Here is a 20,392-nt window from a genome sequence, read left to right as displayed (position 1 = left end):
GATACAAAATCTTTAGGTAATAACAAAGCCCCAGCTTGTGAAAGTCGGGGCTTTGTGCTAAAAAAGAAGGTGTGCTTTTTGACACACCTTCTTTTTGTTTTTCATAATTAAATAAGTTAGTATTAGTTTTAATGGAAAAAGAACAGACTGTGGCTCCGGGTGCGAGGCTGATTTACGGACTGAATGACCGTCCGCCTGTGAAAGAAACGATTTTTGCCGCTTTGCAGCATCTGCTGGCTATCTTTGTGGCTATTATCACTCCTCCGTTGATTATTGCTGGTGCGTTGAAGCTTGATTTGGAAACAACAGGTTTTCTTGTTTCAATGGCTTTGTTTGCATCGGGTATCTCTACTTTTATCCAGTGTCGTCGGGTAGGACCTGTCGGTTGCGGATTACTCTGTATTCAGGGAACCAGTTTTTCTTTCATTGGTCCGATTATTTCTGCCGGGCTGACCGGAGGACTTTCTGCTATTTTTGGTGCATGTATCGTTGCTTCTTCAGTAGAAATGCTGATCAGTCGCGTGCTGAAGTATACTCGTCGCATCATTACTCCGCTGGTTTCGGGTATTGTCGTTACGCTTATCGGTATGAGTTTGATTAAAGTTGGTATTTCTGCCTGCGGAGGTGGTGCCGTTGCTCAGGCAAATGGTACGTTTGGAGGCATACAGCATGTAGGACTTGCCGCACTGGTATTGGTTCTGATTATTATTTTCAACCGTAGCTCCAACCGTTATCTGCGCATGAGTTCTATCGTTATCGGTTTGGTTATCGGATATATTACGGCATGGGCACTGGGTATGGTCGATTTTTCTGCTGTACAGAACTATGGCGGATTCAATATTCCTATACCTTTCCGTTATGGCATTTCGTTTGATATTTCTTCAATCATCGGTCTGGCACTGGTTTATCTGATTACGGCTATCGAGGCTTATGGTGATATTACTGCCAACTCTCTGATTTCGGGTGAGCCGGTAGAAGGAGAAATATTTGTAAAACGTGCTTCAGGTGGTATTCTTGCCGATGGATTCAACTCGATGCTGGCCGGTTTCTTTAATTCATTTCCTAATTCCATCTTTGCACAGAACAACGGCATGATTCAGCTTACCGGAGTGGCAAGCCGCTATGTAGGTTACTTTATCGCAGGATTCCTTATTATACTGGGACTGTTCCCGGCTGTGGGACTGGTGTTCTCGTTGATGCCGGAACCCGTACTTGGAGGTGCAACGTTGTTGATGTTTGGTACAGTTGCCGCTGCCGGTATTCGTATTATTGCCTCACAGCAGATAGACCGTAAGGCTACATTGGTCATGGCTCTGAGCTTTTCTTTCGGTCTGAGTGTGGAACTTGTGCCCGATATCCTTTGTCAGTTGCCCGATACGTTGCGTAATATTTTTTCTTCGGGTATTACAACCGGTGGATTGACGGCTATCCTTGCCAACCTGCTGATCCGAATCAAAGAATAATTCAGTGATAGGAGATATACCAAACTCCTGACAATCCTGTTGAAAAGTTACGGATTGTAACGATAAAAGATAAAAGAATCGTATCAAGCTCTGATTTTCGAGTGATGATACGATTCTTTCTTTTTATCTGTAGGAGATGTTCTATTTTCGGATGGAATTACGATATCGTTTTTCCCAATGTAACCGATTTTTATATCAGTATCCTTCTTTTATGCTTCGTCCTTTTCCTTTTCTGAAGAAACACTTCTTCCACTTTCCTCAATCATGGAGCGTATGTTGTCGTTGAATTCATCCTGTTTCATCAGTTCTTCCAAGGTGATATGCATACGCCACCGCCAGTAGTGACGAGGATTGGCAGGGATATTGATGCGTTCGATGTTGATATCCGGATTACGCAGGGTATCGTCCATCGAGGTCCAGTCTTGCCATGTCAGTATACACAGCATAGACGGACTTTCCAGATGCTGGCGTATAACCTCTTCGCACAGCCATGCCGGAGCATGTTCGGGGACCTCTCCCCAGTGTCCCAGTTCCTGATGGTAGAAGCGTTCGGTCTTTTCCTTATCTTCTTCCCACCAGCCGCGGAACGTTGACATGTCGTGAGTACCTATGGTACAGACAGAGTAGAAAGGATATTCGTGTACCTGTCCGAATTCGTGTGCCGGACTCTTAGGCATTCGCTGTATTTCGAGCGATAAAATCTGCAACTGGTTCATTACCCAGGGAACACAGTCGGGTACCATGCCGAGGTCTTCTCCACAAACCAGCATCGATGTGCTTTGCGTCAGTACAGGTAGCTTCTTCATGGCCTCGTGATACCAGAACTCATTGTGCCGCTGGTAGTAATAATGATTGTACAGGTGATTGAATGCCTCCTGATCCTGTTCCCTCAGTTGCTTGAAGATATAATCATTCTGCACGGCGATTCGCGGATGATACATCTCGGGATTGTCACGGTCGGGAATAAAGAGCACGTCGCTGATCAGGGCATAAAGTTTTTCCTTTATGTTCTGACTCTCAGCATCCGCCTTGTCGGCAAAGTAGGCTTCCACCTTCCGTTGCGTATCAAACTCCGGACGCATGACGTAAATGTCGTGATGCAGTCGTCTGACAAACGTTTCTTTTACCTCTTCACTGTGTTCTCCGAATACGGTATTCAGAATATATTCGTTGATAAACGGGCGAGTCATGGTTTCGCGGTCGAAAGGTACTCCGAAACTTTGTATTTCATCCTTACTCATCGGGAGCGAGGGAACAAATTGTCCCAGCAGACCGTGTATCGAATGATACGGAATTTCCCAGATGCGGAAGAAGCCTAAGATATGGTCTATACGGTAAGCCGTGAAGTATTCCGCCATCTTGCGGAAGCGCTTCTGCCACCAGCTGTAATTGTCTTTAGCCATTACATCCCAGTTGTAAGTAGGCATACCCCAGTTCTGTCCATTGGTAGAAAAAGCATCGGGAGGGGCACCTGCCTGTCCGTTCATGTTGAAATAATACGGTTCTACCCACGCTTCTACACTGGTACGGCTGATACCGATAGGTATATCTCCTTTGATGATGACACCTTTGCTTCTTGCATAATCGGATGTGGCAAGCAGCTGTATGTGTAGTTCGTACTGGAGAAAATAATAAAAGGCTATTTCCGGATATTCTTCTTTCTCCGGGCTGCATAATTCCTGAATTTGCTCCTTGTCGTACTTGCTGTAGTCGCCCCAGTAGTTGAAATCGGATGTACGATATAAGTCGCGCAGGTAGCTGTATGCTGCATACGGGACGAGCCAGTCCTTGTTGTCGCGGAAGAATGCTTCAAATGCTTCGGAGTTAAGAATATTGTCGGCTTCTTGTTCGAAAATCAGCTTCAGATACTTCCTTTTCAGTTTGTTGACTTGTTCATAGTCTACTTGTGGAAGGGCATTCAGACGGACACGTTCTTCTTCGAAACGTTTGCTTTCCGCTTCATCCTTCAATGCAGGGAGCTGTCGTAAGTCAATGTACATGGGGTGGAAAGCATAGATGGAAATGCTGTTGTATGGATATGAATCCATCCACGTATTGGTCATCGTCGTATCATTGATAGGCAGAATCTGCACCACCTTCTGTTTTGTATCGGAAGCCCATGTGATGAACATCTTCAGGTCGCCAAAATCGCCTACTCCGAAACTGCCTTCCGAGCGGAGAGAGAATACCGGAATAGCACATCCGGCAACTCGCAGTTCCGGTGTATGGAAGAATACTTCCGTTTCTGCCGGAAAGTAAGTTTCCCCACGTTGCAGCGGTTGGGTGTGGAAGATACGGTTGTTCCGTGTTTCCCATTCTACCACGGCTCCAGTCTTGTTGCTGACAGCTACGAATTTATATTCAAACGGAAACTTCAGGGAAGAAGCATCTACCGTGAGCTGCCATACGCTGGGACGTACTTCACGCATCCGGATGGGGCGGCAATATTCCCAGTTGCCCAGTGCATTACAGCTGCCTATGATTCCAAGCGACTGCTGCTGACTGCTTAATTCCGGACAAAGTGCACGAAACGTGATGCAACAGCCTACACTGTCGTTCAGGCGTACTGGAGCGACAGGCACATATTTATTGTTGAATGCAGAACTGTACCGGTAGTTGTGTTCCGGCAGGTCGCGCCAGCAGTCGTCTATGATGTAACAGCTCTGCTGGGCATTTCCCGGATAGATGATATGAGCAATTGCCCCCAGTTCCTTGCGGGTACATGCCTTATTCTGGTATATGGCGTAACGGTAGGTCAGGGGAGTATCGCACGGCGACAGTTGGTATTCACAACTGCCTTGCCATTCGATACCGTCGCGGGTAGACAAGGCTATCGACTGGCTTTCGTCTTCATCGAAGATGATGCGGACTTCTTCTCCCCATAACGTACGGTATTGGATTCGGAATATCAGTTTCATTTTGTTTCGAAGTATTAGTTTTATTGTCTTTCCAAAAGTAATGAATAAAACCGAAAACTCTTTTCTCACCGGCGTAATTTTTATTCGGAACAGATTGAGTGTTTCCTTCTGTGGATAATTTCGGCTGGTGCAGGGCAAACAGGAAAGACAGAATAGAAACTGACGAGGCGGCCTGATAGGTTTTGCTGGCAGTTGACGGAAATAAAAAAGCTCCGGAAGTGTTTTCCGGAGCTTCCCTCGTTGTAAGATGCGAGGATGGATTTTAAAAATTAAGTTTATAAAAATGCACTACGCATCAATGTTTGCGTAGGTAGCATGTTTCTCGATAAATTCACGGCGCGGAGCAACGTCATCTCCCATCAGCATGGAGAAGATATAATCAGCTTCGGCAGCGTTTTCAATGCTTACTTGTTTCAGAATACGGGTTTCCGGATTCATGGTAGTTTCCCACAACTGTTCCGGATTCATTTCACCCAAACCTTTGTAACGCTGTGTGTGAATGCCGTTTTCTGTTCCGTCGCCATATTTCTGCATGAAAGCCTGACGTTCTTCGTCGGTATAGCAGTATTCACTGATTTTACCTTTTGAACATTTGTACAAAGGCGGATTGGCAATATAAAGATGTCCGCCCTGAATTACTTCAGGCATATAACGGTAGAACAATGTCATGATCAGGGTGTCGATGTGAGAACCATCGACATCGGCATCGGTCATGATGATAACCTTATGATAACGAAGTTTGTCGATGTTCGCCTTCTTGCTGTCTTCCGATCCGTCTACGCCGAAACGTACTCCCAATGCCTGAATGATGTTGTTTACCTCATCGCTTTCGAATGCCTTGTGCCACATGGCTTTCTCTACGTTCAATATCTTACCGCGCAACGGCAGGATAGCCTGGAACTGACGGCTTCGTCCTTGTTTGGCAGAACCACCTGCCGAGTCACCCTCGACAAGGAACAATTCGCATTCTTCCGCCGTACGGCTTGAACAGTCGGCAAGTTTTCCGGGCAGACCACCTCCGCCCATCGGGCTTTTGCGCTGTACCGATTCACGTGCTTTGCGTGCGGCAACACGTGCGGTTGCTGCAAGAACGACCTTGTCGACAATGGTCTTTGCTTCCTTCGGATGTTCTTCCAGATAGTTTGTCAGTGCTTCGCCTACGGCCTGATTGACCGCACCGCTCACTTCGTTGTTTCCTAATTTTGTTTTGGTCTGGCCTTCGAACTGAGGTTCCGCTACCTTTACAGAGATAACGGCAATCAGTCCCTCGCGGAAGTCCTCACCAGAGATTTCTACTTTTGCCTTTTCCAGCGCCTTGCTTTCTTCCGCATACTTCTTCAGTACACGTGTCAGTGCCATACGGAATCCGGCTTCGTGCGTACCACCTTCTATGGTATTGATGTTATTGACATACGAATGCAGGTTCTCACGGAATCCTGTATTGTACATGATAGCACATTCGATAGGAATACCCTGCTTTTCGGTGTTCAGGTAAATCACGTCGTCGATAAGCGGAGTGTTTGTCGAATTCAGGAAACGGACGAATTCTTTTACACCTTCTTCCGAGTGGAAAATTTCCTGTTTGAACGAACCGTCTTCTTCCTTTTCGCGTTTGTCGGTCAGCGTGATGGTAATACCTTTGTTCAGGTATGCCAGTTCGCGCATACGTGCCTGCAGGATATTATATTTATATTCGGTGGTAGTGAAAATGCTTCCGTCGGGCCAGAAAGTCTGTCGGGTACCGGTAATGTCGGTCGTTCCTACTTCCTTTACGGGATAAAGCGGCTTACCACAAGCGTATTCCTGCTGGTAGATCTTTCCGTTTCGGAATACGTTTGTCGTCATGTGTGTAGAAAGAGCGTTTACACACGATACACCTACACCGTGCAAACCTCCTGATACTTTGTAGGAGCCTTTGTCGAATTTACCTCCGGCATGCAATACAGTCATAACGACTTCCAGTGCCGACTTCTTTTCTTTCTGGTGGAAATCGACAGGAATACCACGACCGTTATCCTGTACGGTGATTGAATTGTCTTCGTTGATTGTTACTTCTATATGGGTACAATAACCGGCCAGGGCTTCGTCGATAGAGTTGTCTACTACCTCGTACACCAGATGGTGCAATCCCTTTTCACTAATATCGCCGATATACATGGCGGGACGTTTACGTACGGCTTCCAGTCCTTCCAACACCTGGATACTGCTTGCCGAGTAACTGTTTCCGCTGTTTGGTATCAGTTCTTCACTCATCTCTTTTTACTTCTAGTTTTTTAAGTGTTCAAAGTTACTAAAAAAGCGTGATATAACCGAGTTTATGGTTCTAAAAAACTTGAAAATCGGATAGGAAACAGGGAGGATTCGTGCTTCCTCTCGGGACAGGCAGGAAGCAGACTGCCGTTGTCTTTGGGGGCCGGCGGTAATCCGTAACTGGGGAAATGCTTTACTGAGGTAATATGTACCCCGTAAAGTTATAGTTGGCGCCTAAAAAACTTTTGGTCAGTCGGACGAAACATCGGTTGGTGTCCTTGTAAAGGATGATCAGCATGGTGGAGATTCGGGTAACTTCTCCATTAGTTTTCAATTCGTAATGGATGTCTCCGTTCTTTTGTTTTTCTCCTTTAGAGAGTGTGGCTGTGAGTCCGTGCTCATGCCGGGGAGATCTTTTGGTCCGGCTGCCTATATCTTCGGGTGAGATGTAGTAAGAAAGCTCATCGCCTTGCATGCTGAAATAGCAGTCGGATGCGAATCGTTGCTTCGGACGTCTTCTGGAAGTGCTTTTGTCGTAGATTTCTTCTATCACAATCTTGAACCGATGTTGTTCCAGCGCCTGCATTGCTTGTTCGTGACTGACTTTTTTAGTCGCAACGTTTGTGGTTTTGCATCCGCTTCCCAATAGAAGAATAGTAACAAACAGAAGGAGAGAAACTATGGTTTTCATAAGCATAGGTTATTTATCGGTGATACGAAAGATGGATTGTGGAACTTTTTCGAGTCTTTGCTTTTAGCAGGTCCTTTTGAAGGGTAAGCTAAACCTCTCGGAAAGTGCATGTTTCTTTTCGATTGCAATATAATGCTTTTTTTTAGAAAAAAGTGATTCTCTGTTTTGCTGGGTAGCTTTTTCGTGTCGGTTGAGGTTTGGTGGAATTTGGGGTTGCCTAAAGTTGTCTGGTATGACACATTGGCCGGAAGGGAAGGTGGTCCTATAAATATCCCGAATGTTTACGTTCAGGTCTGACTGGCCTCGTATTTTTCGCTTAGTCACGAGCAGGAGGAAAGAAATGTCACAAGCCGTAGCTATAAACGACAAAAGGCCGAATCCTTTCGATCCAGCCTTAATATCCTTAAAGTGAGCAATTACTTAAGCCAATTTGCTGATGTGAGCAGCCAATTTAGACTTCAAGTTAGCAGCTTTGTTCTTGTGGATAATGTTACGTTTAGCCAACTTATCCAACATTTTCTGTACGTTAGGGAACAAAGCTACAGCTTCTGCTTTGTCAGTAGTTGCACGAAGTTTCTTCACTGCGTTACGCATAGTCTTAGCATAATATCTGTTGTGAAGTCTTCTCTTTTCTTCTTGTCTGATTCTTTTGATAGATGATTTGTGATTTGCCATCTCGACTAATCTTTAATATTGTTCGTGATTTTGTTTATTATGTAGCCCGTGGGGGAATCGAACCCCCCTTTCAAGAATGAAAATCTTGCGTCCTAACCGATAGACGAACGGGCCATCCTTCGATTCAGGATTAAACCTGACTGGCTCTTCGAGGATATATATCTCTCGATTGCGGATGCAAAGGTATGAAGATTTTTCATTCCTGCAAAACTTTCGGTGATTTTTTTGCTGAGTGTCTGGCTAAATTTTCTTTTTTAGCGGTTTTATCGTTTCCTTTTGTGGTTTTTTCCTGCTGTTTTTTCTTTTAGTATAGGGGAGAAGGGTACTCCTTTTCTTGGGTATTGGGGGCGAACTTTATTGACATGTTACTTAAAGCGGGAAGTATTAGGAGGTTATGTCTGTGATGGAAAAAGTCTTTTATGAACAAAAACTTCAGGTGTTTTTTTGTTCTGATAGATACGATTTCTGTTCACTTAGCCTGAAAAAATGACTGCTTATGCTATCTTGATGCCAACTGGCATTTTAAGAAAAGGAACTGATTTAGCTATTTTTGCAATAGCTGAAACTGATTGGATATATATCCAGTCGAATAGACTGATTTTGATATTTTAACAAATCCTCTCTCTCTTAAAGGTTCAATAGGTAATGTAATTCCTTGCATGGCGGGTGACTGTTTTATCTCCCATGCAGGGATTGCTTGTTTTTTTGTATCTTTGTCGCGTTATGTTACAGAAATACGTAGGTATAGTACTTCATACGGTAAAGTATAGTGACAAGTCGAACATTGTACATATTTATACCGAGCAGTCGGGCAGGATGTCTTTTCTGCTGCCGGTTCAGCGTTCGCGTAAATCGGCGGTGAAGCAGGTGCTTTTTCAGCCTTTGTCGATAGTTGAGTTTGAGGCAGATGTACGTCCTCGTTCGGGACTTCATCCCATAAAGGAAGCTAAAGCCTGGTATATCTTTACCTCTCTGCCTTACGATCCTTATAAGTCGGCCATTGCCATGTTTTTGGCAGAGTTTCTTTATCGTGCTTTGAAGGAAGAAACGACCAACATTCCTTTATATGCTTATCTGGTACATTCTGTGCAGTGGCTGGATGTATGCGAAACGAATTTCGCCAATTTTCACCTGGTGTTTCTGATGCGCTTGTCCCGCTTTCTCGGTCTTTATCCCAATGTAGAAGAATATGCTCCCAGCGATTATTTCGATTTACTGAATGCCTGTTTTGTTTCGACACAGCCTTATCACGGCATGTTTGTCCGTCCGGAAGAGGCTTCTCATATTCGCAATCTGATGCGTATGAACTACGAAACGATGCACTTGTTTGCTATGAGCCGGATGGAGCGCAACCGTTGTCTGGATATAATTAATGAGTATTACCGTCTGCATTTACCGGATTTTCCGGAATTGAAATCTCTTCCTGTCTTACAGGACTTGTTTTGAGGATAGAACTTGAGGGGAGGAATAGGGAGCGGTTGTTGGTATCGTAACGGGAAAGTTGAGGCTGTTTTCGGAACTTCTACCTTTCATCTCTCGAAAAACGTCGGCACGTTTTCTGAAAATTTGTACAAACGTTTTTATTTTTTGTACAAAAAATAGTGGAATGTCAGGCTCTTTGCAGGAAAAGGCCGGCATGTGGTGACAAAAAAATACGGAACCTTTGCAGGTCCCGTATTTTTTGCCTTTATATTGCTTGGTTTTGTATGCACTGGGTACTGTGCATACCTTGTCAGTTTACTGCAGCAATTCTTTTACTTTTGCAGAAATGGCGCGTCCTTCGGCAAGACCTGCCAGTTCTTTGCTGGCAACACCCATTACCTTACCCATATCTTTTCCGCTGGTTGCACCGACGCGGGCGATGATTTCTTTCAGCTTGGCTTCCAGTTCTTCGGGTGAAAGCTGTTTCGGAAGATAGGTTTCGATGACACGTACCTGAGCCATTTCTTCCTCAGCCAGGTCGGCACGTCCTTGTCCTTCGTATACAGCAGCAGAGTCTTTTCCTTGTTTAACCAGTTTCTGCATGATTTTTAAAGCAGCATCGTCAGTCAGTGTATCGTTTGCTCCCGGAGCTGTTTTTGCTTCGAGAAAGCATTTCTTTACATTACGCAAAGTTTCCAGTCTGACTTTGTCCTTGGCTTTCATAGCCTCTTTAATATCGTTGCTGATTTGTTCAAATAAGTCCATAGTCGTATATTATATAAGTTATTGGTTAATTTGTCGGTTTAGAAAGTGATTGTCATGGAACCATTTTCATTGTTATCCAGCTTAGGCATTGCACTTTCTTCAGCTACAGCTCTCGACTGAATGCTTTCCAGTACAGCTTTCGAGCGTTTGTAAGTAGGAGTAGTTTCTACCATGCTGATGATATCGTCGTTGTCCAGATCTTCTTGTGTGAAGATATAGATTTTATAGTTCCCTTTCTTTCTGTTGTTCTTATAGCTTCCCGGATAGAAGTCGTCGCGGCGTTCTGCCTTCTTTTGTTCTTCTTCTTCCAGTTCTTCCAAGCGTTTTTGTTCTTCGGCAGAGAGCTTGTTGCTCATGCCCGGTACATCCTTAATGCCGAATCCGGTAGCAAGGATAGTGAATTTTACTTTTTCGCCCAGACTGTCGTCGATGTATAAACCCCATTTGGTTTCTACATCTTTTCCGAAGCGGCTCATGAACTCGTGTACTTCGTTCATTTCTTCCATCATCAAGTCGCTGTTCATGCTGTAAGAGATGTTGAAAAGAACTTTTTTCGAATTGAAAATATCGTTGTTGTTCAGTAATGGAGAGTGGAGAGCGTCGGTTATAGCTTGTGTAACTCGTCCTTCTCCTTCACCATATCCGGTACTCATGATAGCTACACCTCCATCTTTCAAAACGGTTTTCACATCGTTGAAGTCGAGGTTTATCTTACCACGTATCGTAATGATTTCGGCAATGCTTTTGGCAGCTATCGAAAGTGTATCGTCGGCCTTGCCGAAAGCATTCATTACGCTCAGGTCGGAATATACGTCACGCAGGCGTTCGTTGTTGATAACCAGCAATGCATCTACATGCTTGCTCATTTCTTCTACACCGTCGAGTGCCTGGTCGATTTTTTTGTTGCCTTCAAAAAGGAACGGGATAGTAACGATACCTACCGTCAGAATACCCATTTCTTTGGCTGTCTTGGCAATGATAGGAGCAGCTCCGGTTCCGGTTCCTCCTCCCATTCCTGCTGTAATGAAGGCCATTTTGCAACCGTCATTCAACATATTCTTGACATCTTCCAGACTTTCGTTGGCAGCATCGCGTGCACGTTCCGGGCGGTTTCCCGCTCCCAGACCTTCACGTCCTAACTGAAGTTTAATAGGTACAGGCGATTCATCGAGAGCCTGATTATCTGTATTGCAGACGACGAATGTAACGTCGTGGATACCTTCTCTATACATGTGGTTGACTGCGTTACCGCCGCCACCGCCTACACCGATAACTTTAATGATACTCGGTGTTCCACTTTGGAAATCGAATGGCATAATTTTCTCGTCAGACATAATTCTTCCTTTTCTTTATGCGGTGAATATTAATCTTTCATCATCTCGTCGGCTCCGTTCTTGAGCGCATTAATCAGTCGCTTGAACGGATTATCTTCTTTCAACTTTTCTATTTCGGCAGTAAGGGAGGCTATTTCTTCTTCCTTTTCCTGCACATTCAAGCTGCGTGCCTGTTCCAGTTTTGCCAGTGCATCTTTATATTTTTTACGATTCATCTGGCGGGTAGCTTCCGTAATCAGGGTTTCACAATCGTGCAGTCGTTTTTGTGCACGTTCTTGTTCCTGACGGACTTTGGCTTCTTCCAACTGGCGTAGTCTTTCAGCTTCGGCTTCTTTTGCGGCTTTTTCTTCGGCGGCTTTACGTTCTGCTTCAGCTTTCAGGCGGGCTTCTTCTTCTTTTTTCTGCAAGTCATCGATAAAATCTAACTGGTGACCTTTGCGGGGATCTATCTTGCAACAATTATCTTTGCCTGTGGTCAGCAGTCCAATCAGTGTATTGCTGCTTCCGTCTTGCGGAATTGTAATATCTCCTCTCAGTTCTACGGCTCCGCTTTGTGCGATACGTATCTTTTCTATTTTGGTGATGTTGAATACAGCTTTATCCAGATTAGGCAGTTTAGATGCACCTCCTGTCAGAATGATTCCGGCAAGCAGTTTGTCACTATATTCGGATAAGATAATCTGATTCCAAACATTTTCCAGTATTTCCTTTACACGGGCTTCAACAATGTCTTCCAGTTTATGAGCACGGATGGTACATTTTCCGTCGATGCTATATTCCTTTCCTACTTCGTCATCGTTTTCGCTCGGTTCTGTATAGGCGCTTGCGTAGTGAAGTTTTAATTGTTCTGCATCTTCTTCTTCTATTTGAAGACTACAAATGTCTTTGGTTATATTATTGCTTCCCAACGGAATGACAGCAAGATGACGGAGCATATTGTTCTTGTATACCGATACCGTTGTAGTATCTGCACCCAAGTCGACAAGCGCGCACCCAGAACGTTTCTCACTTCCGGTAAGCACTGCGTTGGCTGTAGCAAGTGGAGAAAGCAGGTATTCAGCAACTTCATATCCAGCCTGACGGAAGCATTGGCGGATATTGCTCTTCAAGGAGTTGCGGGCTATGATATTCAGAAAGTTTCCTTCTATACGGTCTGTCTGAATTCCAACAGGTTCAGTAGTAAGCTGGTTGTTTCCTATTTTATATTCTTGTGGTTCAACAGCCAGAATTTCCTGATCGACCAAAGCAATATCACGATTGTTCTCCATCATGGAGTCGATCAGTGCCTGAGATATTTTGGTTTCTTCGGTTAGTTGTTTTACTTCTGTATTGCGAATGCTTCTTACAGACTGTCCTCCGATGCCCACGTATACTTTTTTGATGGATGCATGTAGCATCTCTTCCAGTTGACTGATGACTGAGGTAAGGCATTGAGTTGTTTTATCCAGGTTGTAGATTGTTCCCTTTTTGATACAATCGGAAGATCGTTCGCTGGCGTAGGCGAGAACTTGAATACTTCCGTCTGCATTCTTCTTTCCCGCAATGCCTGTTATTTTAGCCGATCCCAGTTCTATTGCTGCTATAAAGTCTGTTGCTGCCATATCTTACTTCTCCTTTTTGGTACAAATAATCTGATTGTTAAATTCTATGCTGATCCGTTCGTACTTGTTCCATCCTACCCGGTTCAGCGCGCTTTTGTAGAATGTTTGCAATTTACTGAATTTTTCTTTATAATTGCCTGGTTTTCCTAAAAAGAGTATATGATCGCCTACTCGAGGAACCAATTCCAGCTCTTGTTTGGGGGTTACGTCTATTTGTTCTATTTGCGATTCCCAAAACTTATCTCCCTGCAAGAACTTTCCCAGTGGATATAATTCGTTCTGGGCGAACTTGCGATCGATGAATCCAGTTGCTACGACTACATGTACTGATTTTCCGGGAGCATTCATTATTTTCCCGGCATTGTCCAGATAGTAATCGTCACCGTTGCTGCTCATCACTCGCATGACAGGAACTCGTTGGTATATGTTAATCGCTACTTTCCCGCCGGAAGTAAGATAACATTCTGCATTTTCAATGAAGGGGTGATTCGAAAGGGCCTTTTCTAATTGGCGGACATTAATGCTTGCCAGTTCTTTGCCCTCAGGATATATCTTTTTCCTTTTCAGAATGTTTTTTACTTCTTTCTGCGTGACAAAACCGTAATCGACACTATCTTTGACAGTCAATTCCATACCCTTGCAAACCCGGTTGCCAGGCTTGCTGTTGAATGTGGTAACAGCCAGGATAAGATAGGCTGCTGCCAATATTAAAGCACAGAGTATGAAAATTCGTTTTATCATTTGTCTTTCAGTAATTCGTATATTTGTGGAACATAGTTTTCTATATCGCCGGCTCCCAGTGTAATGAGAACTTCTATCTTTTTATGTTTCAGAACTTCCAGCAATTCTCCTTTGGAGCACATGCATTTTTCGATACCCGGACGTAAATTGTCATAAATGAGTTTACTGGTTACACCTTCTATCGGCAATTCACGAGCTGGATAAATGTCGAGCAGAATAACCTCATCGAGCAGTGACAAGCTGTTTGCAAAGTCTTTGTAGAAGTCGCGAGTGCGTGTATACAGATGGGGTTGGAAAATTGCCGTTATTTTTTTATCCGGATACAGCATACGGATAGAAGAAATACTTTGCTTGATTTCGGCAGGATGATGTGCATAGTCGCTCATAAATGCGATATGATCATTCTTTAGCTTGAAGTCGAAGCGGCGGTCTACACCTTTAAACCCAGGCATAGCTTGTTTGATTTCTTCAGAAGTTGCTCCACCTATTTGTGCCAGAGCCATTGCTGCTATTCCATTTTCAATGTTGACGTAGACAGGCACTCCTAATTGGATATCTTTTATATTTCCTAAAGGAGAAATGAAATCAAAGAAAATCTCTCCGTTACCTATTCGTATGTTTTCAGCATGAAAATCTCCTTCTTTTGTGGAGTAAGTATATACTGTTACTCCCGACTGTACATCCGGTACCAGATCTATACCTTTCTTTACAATAAGAAAACCTCCCGGTTGTATTAGCGATGTATATTTTCGGAAACTTTCCACATAGGCTTCATGAGTACCGTAAATATCCAAATGATCAGAGTCGGTCGCAGTGATAACAGATGCATACGGTGTCAGCCAGTGGAACGAACGGTCAAACTCGTCAGCCTCGATAACTACATATTCACTTTTATCGGACAATAATAAGTTCGTATTATAGTTTTTGGAAATACCTCCTAAAAAAGCATTACACTCTACATGAGAATGATCCAGTAGGTAGGCTGTCATTGTAGAGGTCGTAGTCTTTCCGTGGGTACCTGCGACACAGAGTCCTTTTTCAGTGCGCGTAAGCATACCTAATACTTGAGCACGTTTTTGAATTTCAAATTCGTGTTCACGGAAATAAACCAGTTCTTTATGTTCGGCCGGAATAGCTGGTGTATAAACTATCAGCGTTGTTTCTGGATCGAGAAAGTCACTTGGAATGAGTGAAACGTTTTCTTCGTAATGAATAGCTGCTCCTTCTGCAATCAGTTTTTCTGTCAGTTCACTCGGAGTGCGGTCGTAGCCGCCAACTTTTTTCCCTTTCGACAAAAAGTAACGGACCAGTGCGCTCATTCCGATGCCTCCTGCTCCGATAAAATAAACAGCTTTCAGTGTATTAACGTTCATGTTCTTTCTTATAATTGATAGCCAGCTTATAGACCTCGTTTGCTATGACGTTTGCCGAGTCTTTAAAAGCCAGCTTAGCTATGTTTTTACTTAATTTAGTTAATGTATCAGCTTGTCCTACAGTTGCGATGGCAAGATCGAGCAATTTTTGGGTAGCTTCTGAGTCTTTAACATATAAAGCTGCATCCTTGTTGACTAAAGCTAATGCATTTTTTGTCTGATGATCTTCTGCTACATTAGGAGAAGGTACCAGTATGACTGGCTTTTGCAACAGGCAGAACTCAGAAATAGATCCTGCTCCTGCACGGCTAATGACCAGATCGGCAGCACTATATGCAGCGGCCATGTCGGAAATGAAATCGGTTGTGTGCAGCATGGGCAGCTCTCCGGCTTGTGCTACACAAGCTTTGGCTTCATTAATATAGAATTTTCCGGTCTGCCAGATAAACTGTACACCTGAATTCTTTATCTTTTCCAATCCCTGCATGACACAATTGTTTATAGTACGAGCTCCCAAGCTTCCTCCGATAATCAATATGGTTTTCTTTTGCGGGTCAAGTCCGAATGACCGGATTGCCTCTTCACGACTGATAGTGTGATTCAACAGACCTTGACGGACCGGATTACCTGTGAGAATAATTTTTTCTTTATCGAAGAAACGTTCCATACCTTCGTAAGCAACGCATATCTTACAAGCTTTCTTTGCTAATAGTTTGTTGGTTACTCCTGCATATGAATTCTGCTCTTGTATCAGGGTAGGAATTCCCATCATTCCAGCCATTTTTAAGGTTGGGCCGCTGGCATATCCGCCAACTCCCACCGCTGCGTGTGGCTTAAAGTCTTTGATAATTTGACGAGCCTTTAGCTGGCTGCGCAGTAACTTTACAAGTACACTAATGTTTTTCAGCAAATGCTTCCTGTCGAATCCGGCAACAGGCAGGCCTATTATTTTATATCCAGCGGCTGGTACGCGCTGCATTTCCATACGTCCTTCAGCACCGACAAACAATATTTCGGTATCAGGATGCTGCTCCTTGATTGCATTAGCAATGGAAACCGCTGGGAAGATATGACCTCCTGTTCCTCCTCCGCTGATTATAATCCTCAAATTATCCTTCATAATTTTATATTTTCCTGCAAAGTTAGGAATAAACTTGTAAAAATAATTATTCTGATTCTATTTTATTTAGCTGCAAAAGAGCTGGAATATAAAGCCAATCTTATTCGTGTATTGATGCTTTTTTATTGGCTTCAGATTCATCGGCTGACTGCTCTTTGGCAATGGCTGCTGCATTTTGTAGCAATGTAACTGCTGCGTCTTGTATTTGCTGCTGTTTTTCGGCTTCTTCCTGTTCCTGTTGTTTCTTCAGTTCATTTACATGACGGCTGATACTTAGTATGATTCCAATGTATGCACAGTTGACAAGAGTAGAAGTTCCTCCTTTACTTATGAGCGGAAGTGGCTGTCCGGTTACCGGCATAATACCAACAGCTACCAACATGTTGAACATGGCTTGTGTAACCAACAGCATACCTATGCCCATAACCAGAAATGAATAATACGATTTATCGCAGTTACGGGCTATCTTGCCGATTCTCATCAAAAGCCAGATGTATAGAAAGGCTACGATACCGCCTCCTATCAATCCTAATTCTTCGATGATAATGGCATAGATGAAATCGGAAAAAGCCTGTGAAAGGAAGTCGCGTTGTACACTATTTCCCGGACCTTTACCCAATACGTTGCTTGTTGCTATTGCGATATTGGCATGAGCAATCTGACCGTCTGCGTCAATATCGAATTTTTCTGGTGGTACAGTAGACGTATCGAAGTGATTATCCAGACGACTTTGCCAGGTAACCATACGATGCAAGCCTACCTTGTCCCAGGTTTCAGACGGTACATATTTGATTGTTGCAACAGCAAAAATCAAAAGGCCAATACAAATTCCCAAAAGTGCACCTAATTGTTTAAACGGTACTCTGCCGACATACATCATAAGGAAGACACTTCCTGCTAACAGTACTGCTGTGGAAAGATTTTCCGTAACGATAAGGATGCAGGTTATCCCCGTAACCCATAGAATATATTTGAAAGCTTTCGGGTTAGCCTGCTTTTCCTCTTGCATTTTCGACAAGATAAATGCTACGGTTATGATGGTTGCCATTTTGGCTACTTCAGAAGGCTGAAACTGGATAAATCCTAAATCTATCCAACGTTTGGCTCCATTGGTCAATGCACCTACCACAAAAACAAAAATCAGCATAACCCACGATATTGGTAGTAACACGACGAACGTTTTGAACCATCGGCAGGGAATATTATGTATAATAAGTATGACGATAACTCCCACTGCCATCAATATCATATGCATGGTGATAGGCCTCCAGTGATCACCGCTTTTATATGTCAGCGTACTGGAAGCACTGAATACTTCAATGATAGAAACGAGGCAAAGTAACAAAAAGATTATCCAGATTACTTTGTCGCCTTTGAATAAGTTTTTTAGCAAATCCATCTTTTCAGGATAATTTTATTATAAGTTTCTTACACACTCTTTAAATTGGTCACCACGATCTTCGTAACTCTTGAACAGGTCGAAGCTGGCGCAACATGGGCTGAGAAGTACCGTCTCACCTTTTTTTGCCATATGGTAAGCAGCATCCACAGCATCTTTCATGCTCTGTACATCGGCGATAGGTAAGCCGAATCCGTCGAAGAAAGCATGAAGCTTTTCGTTGTGCAGACCCAGAAATATCAGGCCGGAACATTTTTCCTTTACCAGTCCGGCTATTTCATTGTAGTCGTTTCCTTTATCCTTTCCACCCAAAATAAGTATCGTTTTTGTTTTCATGCTGCTCAATGCATACCAACATGAGTTTACATTGGTCGCTTTTGAGTCGTTGATATAGTCTACGCCACGTACTCGAGTGACTTTTTCCAAGCGATGTTCTACTCCCTTGAAATCACTTAATGCCTCACGGATACATTCTTTCCGGATACCTGCGATGTTAGCAGAAATACCAGCTGCCATAGAATTGAACAGGTTATGAGTACCTGTCAATGCAAGCTCTTCCTGTTCCATGTTAAATTCAATGGGCTTTGTAAAATAAACCTTGTTCTGTTCTACAAAGGCTGCCAGTCCTTCCTCTCTCTTTTCGGCAAAAGGATAGTAGCGTCCGTGTATTCCATATTTATGCAATTCCTTTTGGATAACAGGATCATCGTTCCAGAAAATGAAAGCATCGTTATCCGTCTGGTTTTGTATGATGCGGAATTTTGCATCTACATAATTCTGCATTTTATAATCGTAACGGTCCAGGTGGTCGGGCGTGATGTTCATCAAGACAGCAATGTTGGCATGGAACTTATACATATTATCCAACTGGAAGCTACTTAGCTCGATAACATAATAATCGTAGTTGCATTCTGCCACCTGATATGCCAGGCTCTGTCCGATATTTCCCGCCAGTCCTACGTTTAATCCTGCTTTCTTAAAGATATGATAAATAAGAGAAGTAGTAGTAGTCTTTCCGTTACTTCCGGTGATACAAATCATCTTGGCGTTGGTATATCGTCCTGCAAATTCAATTTCAGAAATGATTGGAGTTCCTTTATCCTTCAATTTCAGAATTAATGGGGCATCGTTGGGGATACCCGGGCTTTTGATAACCTCGTCAGCATTAAGAATCAGCTCTTCAGTATGGTGTCCTTCTTCCCACTGAATGCCTCTTTCGTTCAACATGTTCTTGTATTTGTCTTTTATCAAAGACATATCAGAAACAAAGGTATCGAAACCTTTTTTCTGTGCCAGCACGGCTGCTCCCGCACCGCTTTCGCCGGCTCCTAAAATGACAATTCTTTTTGCCATGATACGTTTATCTTATCTTTAAAGTTATAATTGTTATTGCTGCTAATACGATAGTGACAATCCAGAATCGGACGGTTATCTTCGATTCATGGAATACACTGCTTGGAGAAGTAATCAGGTACGTACAACTTGGATCAAGCTGTGATAAAGTTGTACGGAAGTGATCGTGTATCGGTGTGCGCTTGAAGATACGACGCTTGAGTCCTTTCTTCTTGCCGCTTCTGAAATATCTTACCTGAAGGATGACTGACAGGTTTTCTACGAGGAATATTCCGCATAGTATAGGAATCAGCAACTCTTTATGTATGATGATTGCAAATACGGCAATGATACCTCCAATAGTCAAACTTCCTGTGTCGCCCATAAATACTTGTGCCGGGAAAGCATTGTACCAAAGGAAGCCGATTAAGGCTCCAATAAAGGCACAGATAAATATTACCAGCTCTTCACTTCCTGGAATATACATGATATTCAAATAGCTGGCATATTCTATGTGGCTGGATACATAAGCCAATATTCCTAAGGTCACTCCGATAATGGCAGAGTTTCCTGCTGCCATACCATCCATACCGTCATTCAGATTGGCTCCATTCGATACCGCAGTTACGACAAAGATAGTGACCAATACGAAAACAATCCAGCCGGCTATCTGTGCATGTTCTCCCATGAATCCTACAAAATCGGCATAGTCTAAGTTATTGTTCTTGAAAAAGGGGATAGTCGTTTTTGTAGATTTTTCGTCGTGGCTTTTGTGTATTACATCTACCACATGTCCATCTTTCTGAATCTCTACGTTCTCACGGATAACCACATTCGGGCTCAGGTAAAGAGTTAGCCCAACGATTAGTCCCAATCCCACCTGACCGATAATCTTGAATTTACCATGAAGCCCTTCCTTGTCTTTACGGAATACCTTGATATAGTCATCGGCAAAGCCTAAGCTTCCCAGCCAGACAGTCGTAATCAGCATCAGTATCATATAGATATTGTGCAGCTTTCCCAGTAGAAGGCAGGGAATAAGTATTGCAACAATAATGATGATTCCTCCCATCGTGGGGACTCCTACTTTATTTACATTAAACGGGTCTATTGAAGCATCACGCTGTGTCTCCGTAATTTGTTTTTTCTTGAGCAGCTTGATGAAATATTCTCCGAAAATGGCAGATATAAGTAGTGACAAAATGATAGCCATGAGTGCCCGGAACGATACGTAACCAAACATACGCGCCCCCGGAAAATCAAGCTGTTCTAAATAGTTGAATAAATAATATAACATGTTGTATTTGT

15 protein-coding genes and 1 tRNA gene are annotated in these 20,392 nt (G+C 43.4%); 2 read left to right on the top strand and 14 right to left on the bottom strand.

Features of this window, described 5'->3' with window-relative positions:
- Positions 1-131 precede the first annotated feature (131 nt).
- Entirely contained in the window at positions 132-1,463 is a 1,332-nt protein-coding gene (locus tag ACZM60_RS02545; protein ID WP_489520723.1) for a nucleobase:cation symporter-2 family protein, read from the top strand.
- Between the two features lie 209 nt (positions 1,464-1,672).
- On the opposite strand, the gene ACZM60_RS02540 is transcribed toward ACZM60_RS02545, so the two are convergent.
- The 5 genes from ACZM60_RS02540 to ACZM60_RS02520 form a co-directional block, all read right to left on the bottom strand.
- On the bottom strand, positions 1,673-4,381 hold the full coding sequence (locus tag ACZM60_RS02540; protein WP_489520722.1) for a 4-alpha-glucanotransferase: 2,709 nt from the start codon (positions 4,379-4,381) through the stop codon (positions 1,673-1,675).
- A 288-nt stretch (positions 4,382-4,669) separates the two neighbouring features.
- Positions 4,670-6,634 (bottom strand): DNA topoisomerase (ATP-hydrolyzing) subunit B, encoded by a 1,965-nt coding sequence (gyrB, locus tag ACZM60_RS02535; RefSeq protein WP_340320186.1) that lies wholly within the window; start codon positions 6,632-6,634, stop codon positions 4,670-4,672.
- A 190-nt stretch (positions 6,635-6,824) separates the two neighbouring features.
- Positions 6,825-7,322 (bottom strand): DUF4251 domain-containing protein, encoded by a 498-nt coding sequence (locus ACZM60_RS02530; protein WP_489520721.1) that lies wholly within the window; start codon positions 7,320-7,322, stop codon positions 6,825-6,827.
- A 420-nt stretch (positions 7,323-7,742) separates the two neighbouring features.
- Entirely contained in the window at positions 7,743-7,997 is a 255-nt protein-coding gene (gene rpsT, locus ACZM60_RS02525; RefSeq protein WP_007571135.1) for a 30S ribosomal protein S20, read from the bottom strand.
- A gap of 42 nt (positions 7,998-8,039) precedes the next feature.
- Positions 8,040-8,111: transfer RNA gene (locus tag ACZM60_RS02520), tRNA-Glu, on the bottom strand.
- A 609-nt stretch (positions 8,112-8,720) separates the two neighbouring features.
- Between ACZM60_RS02520 and recO the strand changes: the two genes are divergently transcribed.
- Positions 8,721-9,443 (top strand): DNA repair protein RecO, encoded by a 723-nt coding sequence (recO, locus tag ACZM60_RS02515; protein ID WP_489520720.1) that lies wholly within the window; start codon positions 8,721-8,723, stop codon positions 9,441-9,443.
- Between the two features lie 291 nt (positions 9,444-9,734).
- Here the strand turns inward: recO and ACZM60_RS02510 are convergent, their stop codons facing one another.
- The 9 genes from ACZM60_RS02510 to ACZM60_RS02470 all read right to left on the bottom strand — a co-directional run bounded on the left by ACZM60_RS02510 (position 9,735) and on the right by ACZM60_RS02470 (position 20,381).
- Positions 9,735-10,184: a GatB/YqeY domain-containing protein gene (locus ACZM60_RS02510; RefSeq protein ID WP_021970865.1), complete on the bottom strand. Its 450-nt coding sequence runs from the start codon at positions 10,182-10,184 to the stop codon at positions 9,735-9,737.
- A 38-nt stretch (positions 10,185-10,222) separates the two neighbouring features.
- On the bottom strand, positions 10,223-11,518 hold the full coding sequence (gene ftsZ, locus ACZM60_RS02505) for a cell division protein FtsZ (RefSeq protein WP_021970864.1): 1,296 nt from the start codon (positions 11,516-11,518) through the stop codon (positions 10,223-10,225).
- Positions 11,519-11,547: 29 nt separating this feature from the next.
- The gene (ftsA, locus tag ACZM60_RS02500; protein ID WP_489520719.1) at positions 11,548-13,119 is read right to left on the bottom strand and encodes a cell division protein FtsA; all 1,572 of its coding nucleotides are present in this window, start codon (positions 13,117-13,119) and stop codon (positions 11,548-11,550) included.
- A gap of 3 nt (positions 13,120-13,122) precedes the next feature.
- Positions 13,123-13,860, bottom strand: a complete 738-nt coding sequence (locus ACZM60_RS02495) for a cell division protein FtsQ/DivIB (RefSeq protein ID WP_489520718.1) — start codon at positions 13,858-13,860, stop codon at positions 13,123-13,125.
- On the bottom strand, positions 13,857-15,233 hold the full coding sequence (gene murC / locus ACZM60_RS02490) for a UDP-N-acetylmuramate--L-alanine ligase (RefSeq protein ID WP_489520717.1): 1,377 nt from the start codon (positions 15,231-15,233) through the stop codon (positions 13,857-13,859). The genes ACZM60_RS02495 and murC overlap by 4 nt, the downstream gene beginning before the upstream one ends.
- Complete coding sequence (gene murG, locus ACZM60_RS02485) at positions 15,223-16,353, bottom strand: undecaprenyldiphospho-muramoylpentapeptide beta-N-acetylglucosaminyltransferase (protein ID WP_021970860.1); 1,131 nt, start codon at positions 16,351-16,353, stop codon at positions 15,223-15,225. The genes murC and murG overlap by 11 nt, the downstream gene beginning before the upstream one ends.
- 100 nt (positions 16,354-16,453) lie before the next feature.
- Positions 16,454-17,752, bottom strand: a complete 1,299-nt coding sequence (locus tag ACZM60_RS02480; protein WP_021970859.1) for an FtsW/RodA/SpoVE family cell cycle protein — start codon at positions 17,750-17,752, stop codon at positions 16,454-16,456.
- An 18-nt stretch (positions 17,753-17,770) separates the two neighbouring features.
- Positions 17,771-19,105, bottom strand: a complete 1,335-nt coding sequence (gene murD / locus ACZM60_RS02475) for a UDP-N-acetylmuramoyl-L-alanine--D-glutamate ligase (RefSeq protein WP_418586834.1) — start codon at positions 19,103-19,105, stop codon at positions 17,771-17,773.
- A 7-nt stretch (positions 19,106-19,112) separates the two neighbouring features.
- Positions 19,113-20,381, bottom strand: a complete 1,269-nt coding sequence (locus tag ACZM60_RS02470) for a phospho-N-acetylmuramoyl-pentapeptide-transferase (protein WP_489520716.1) — start codon at positions 20,379-20,381, stop codon at positions 19,113-19,115.
- Positions 20,382-20,392: the final 11 nt, after the last annotated feature.

The organism is Phocaeicola sp., from assembly GCF_057861905.1.
This window is presented reverse-complemented; position numbering and strand designations above follow the sequence as displayed.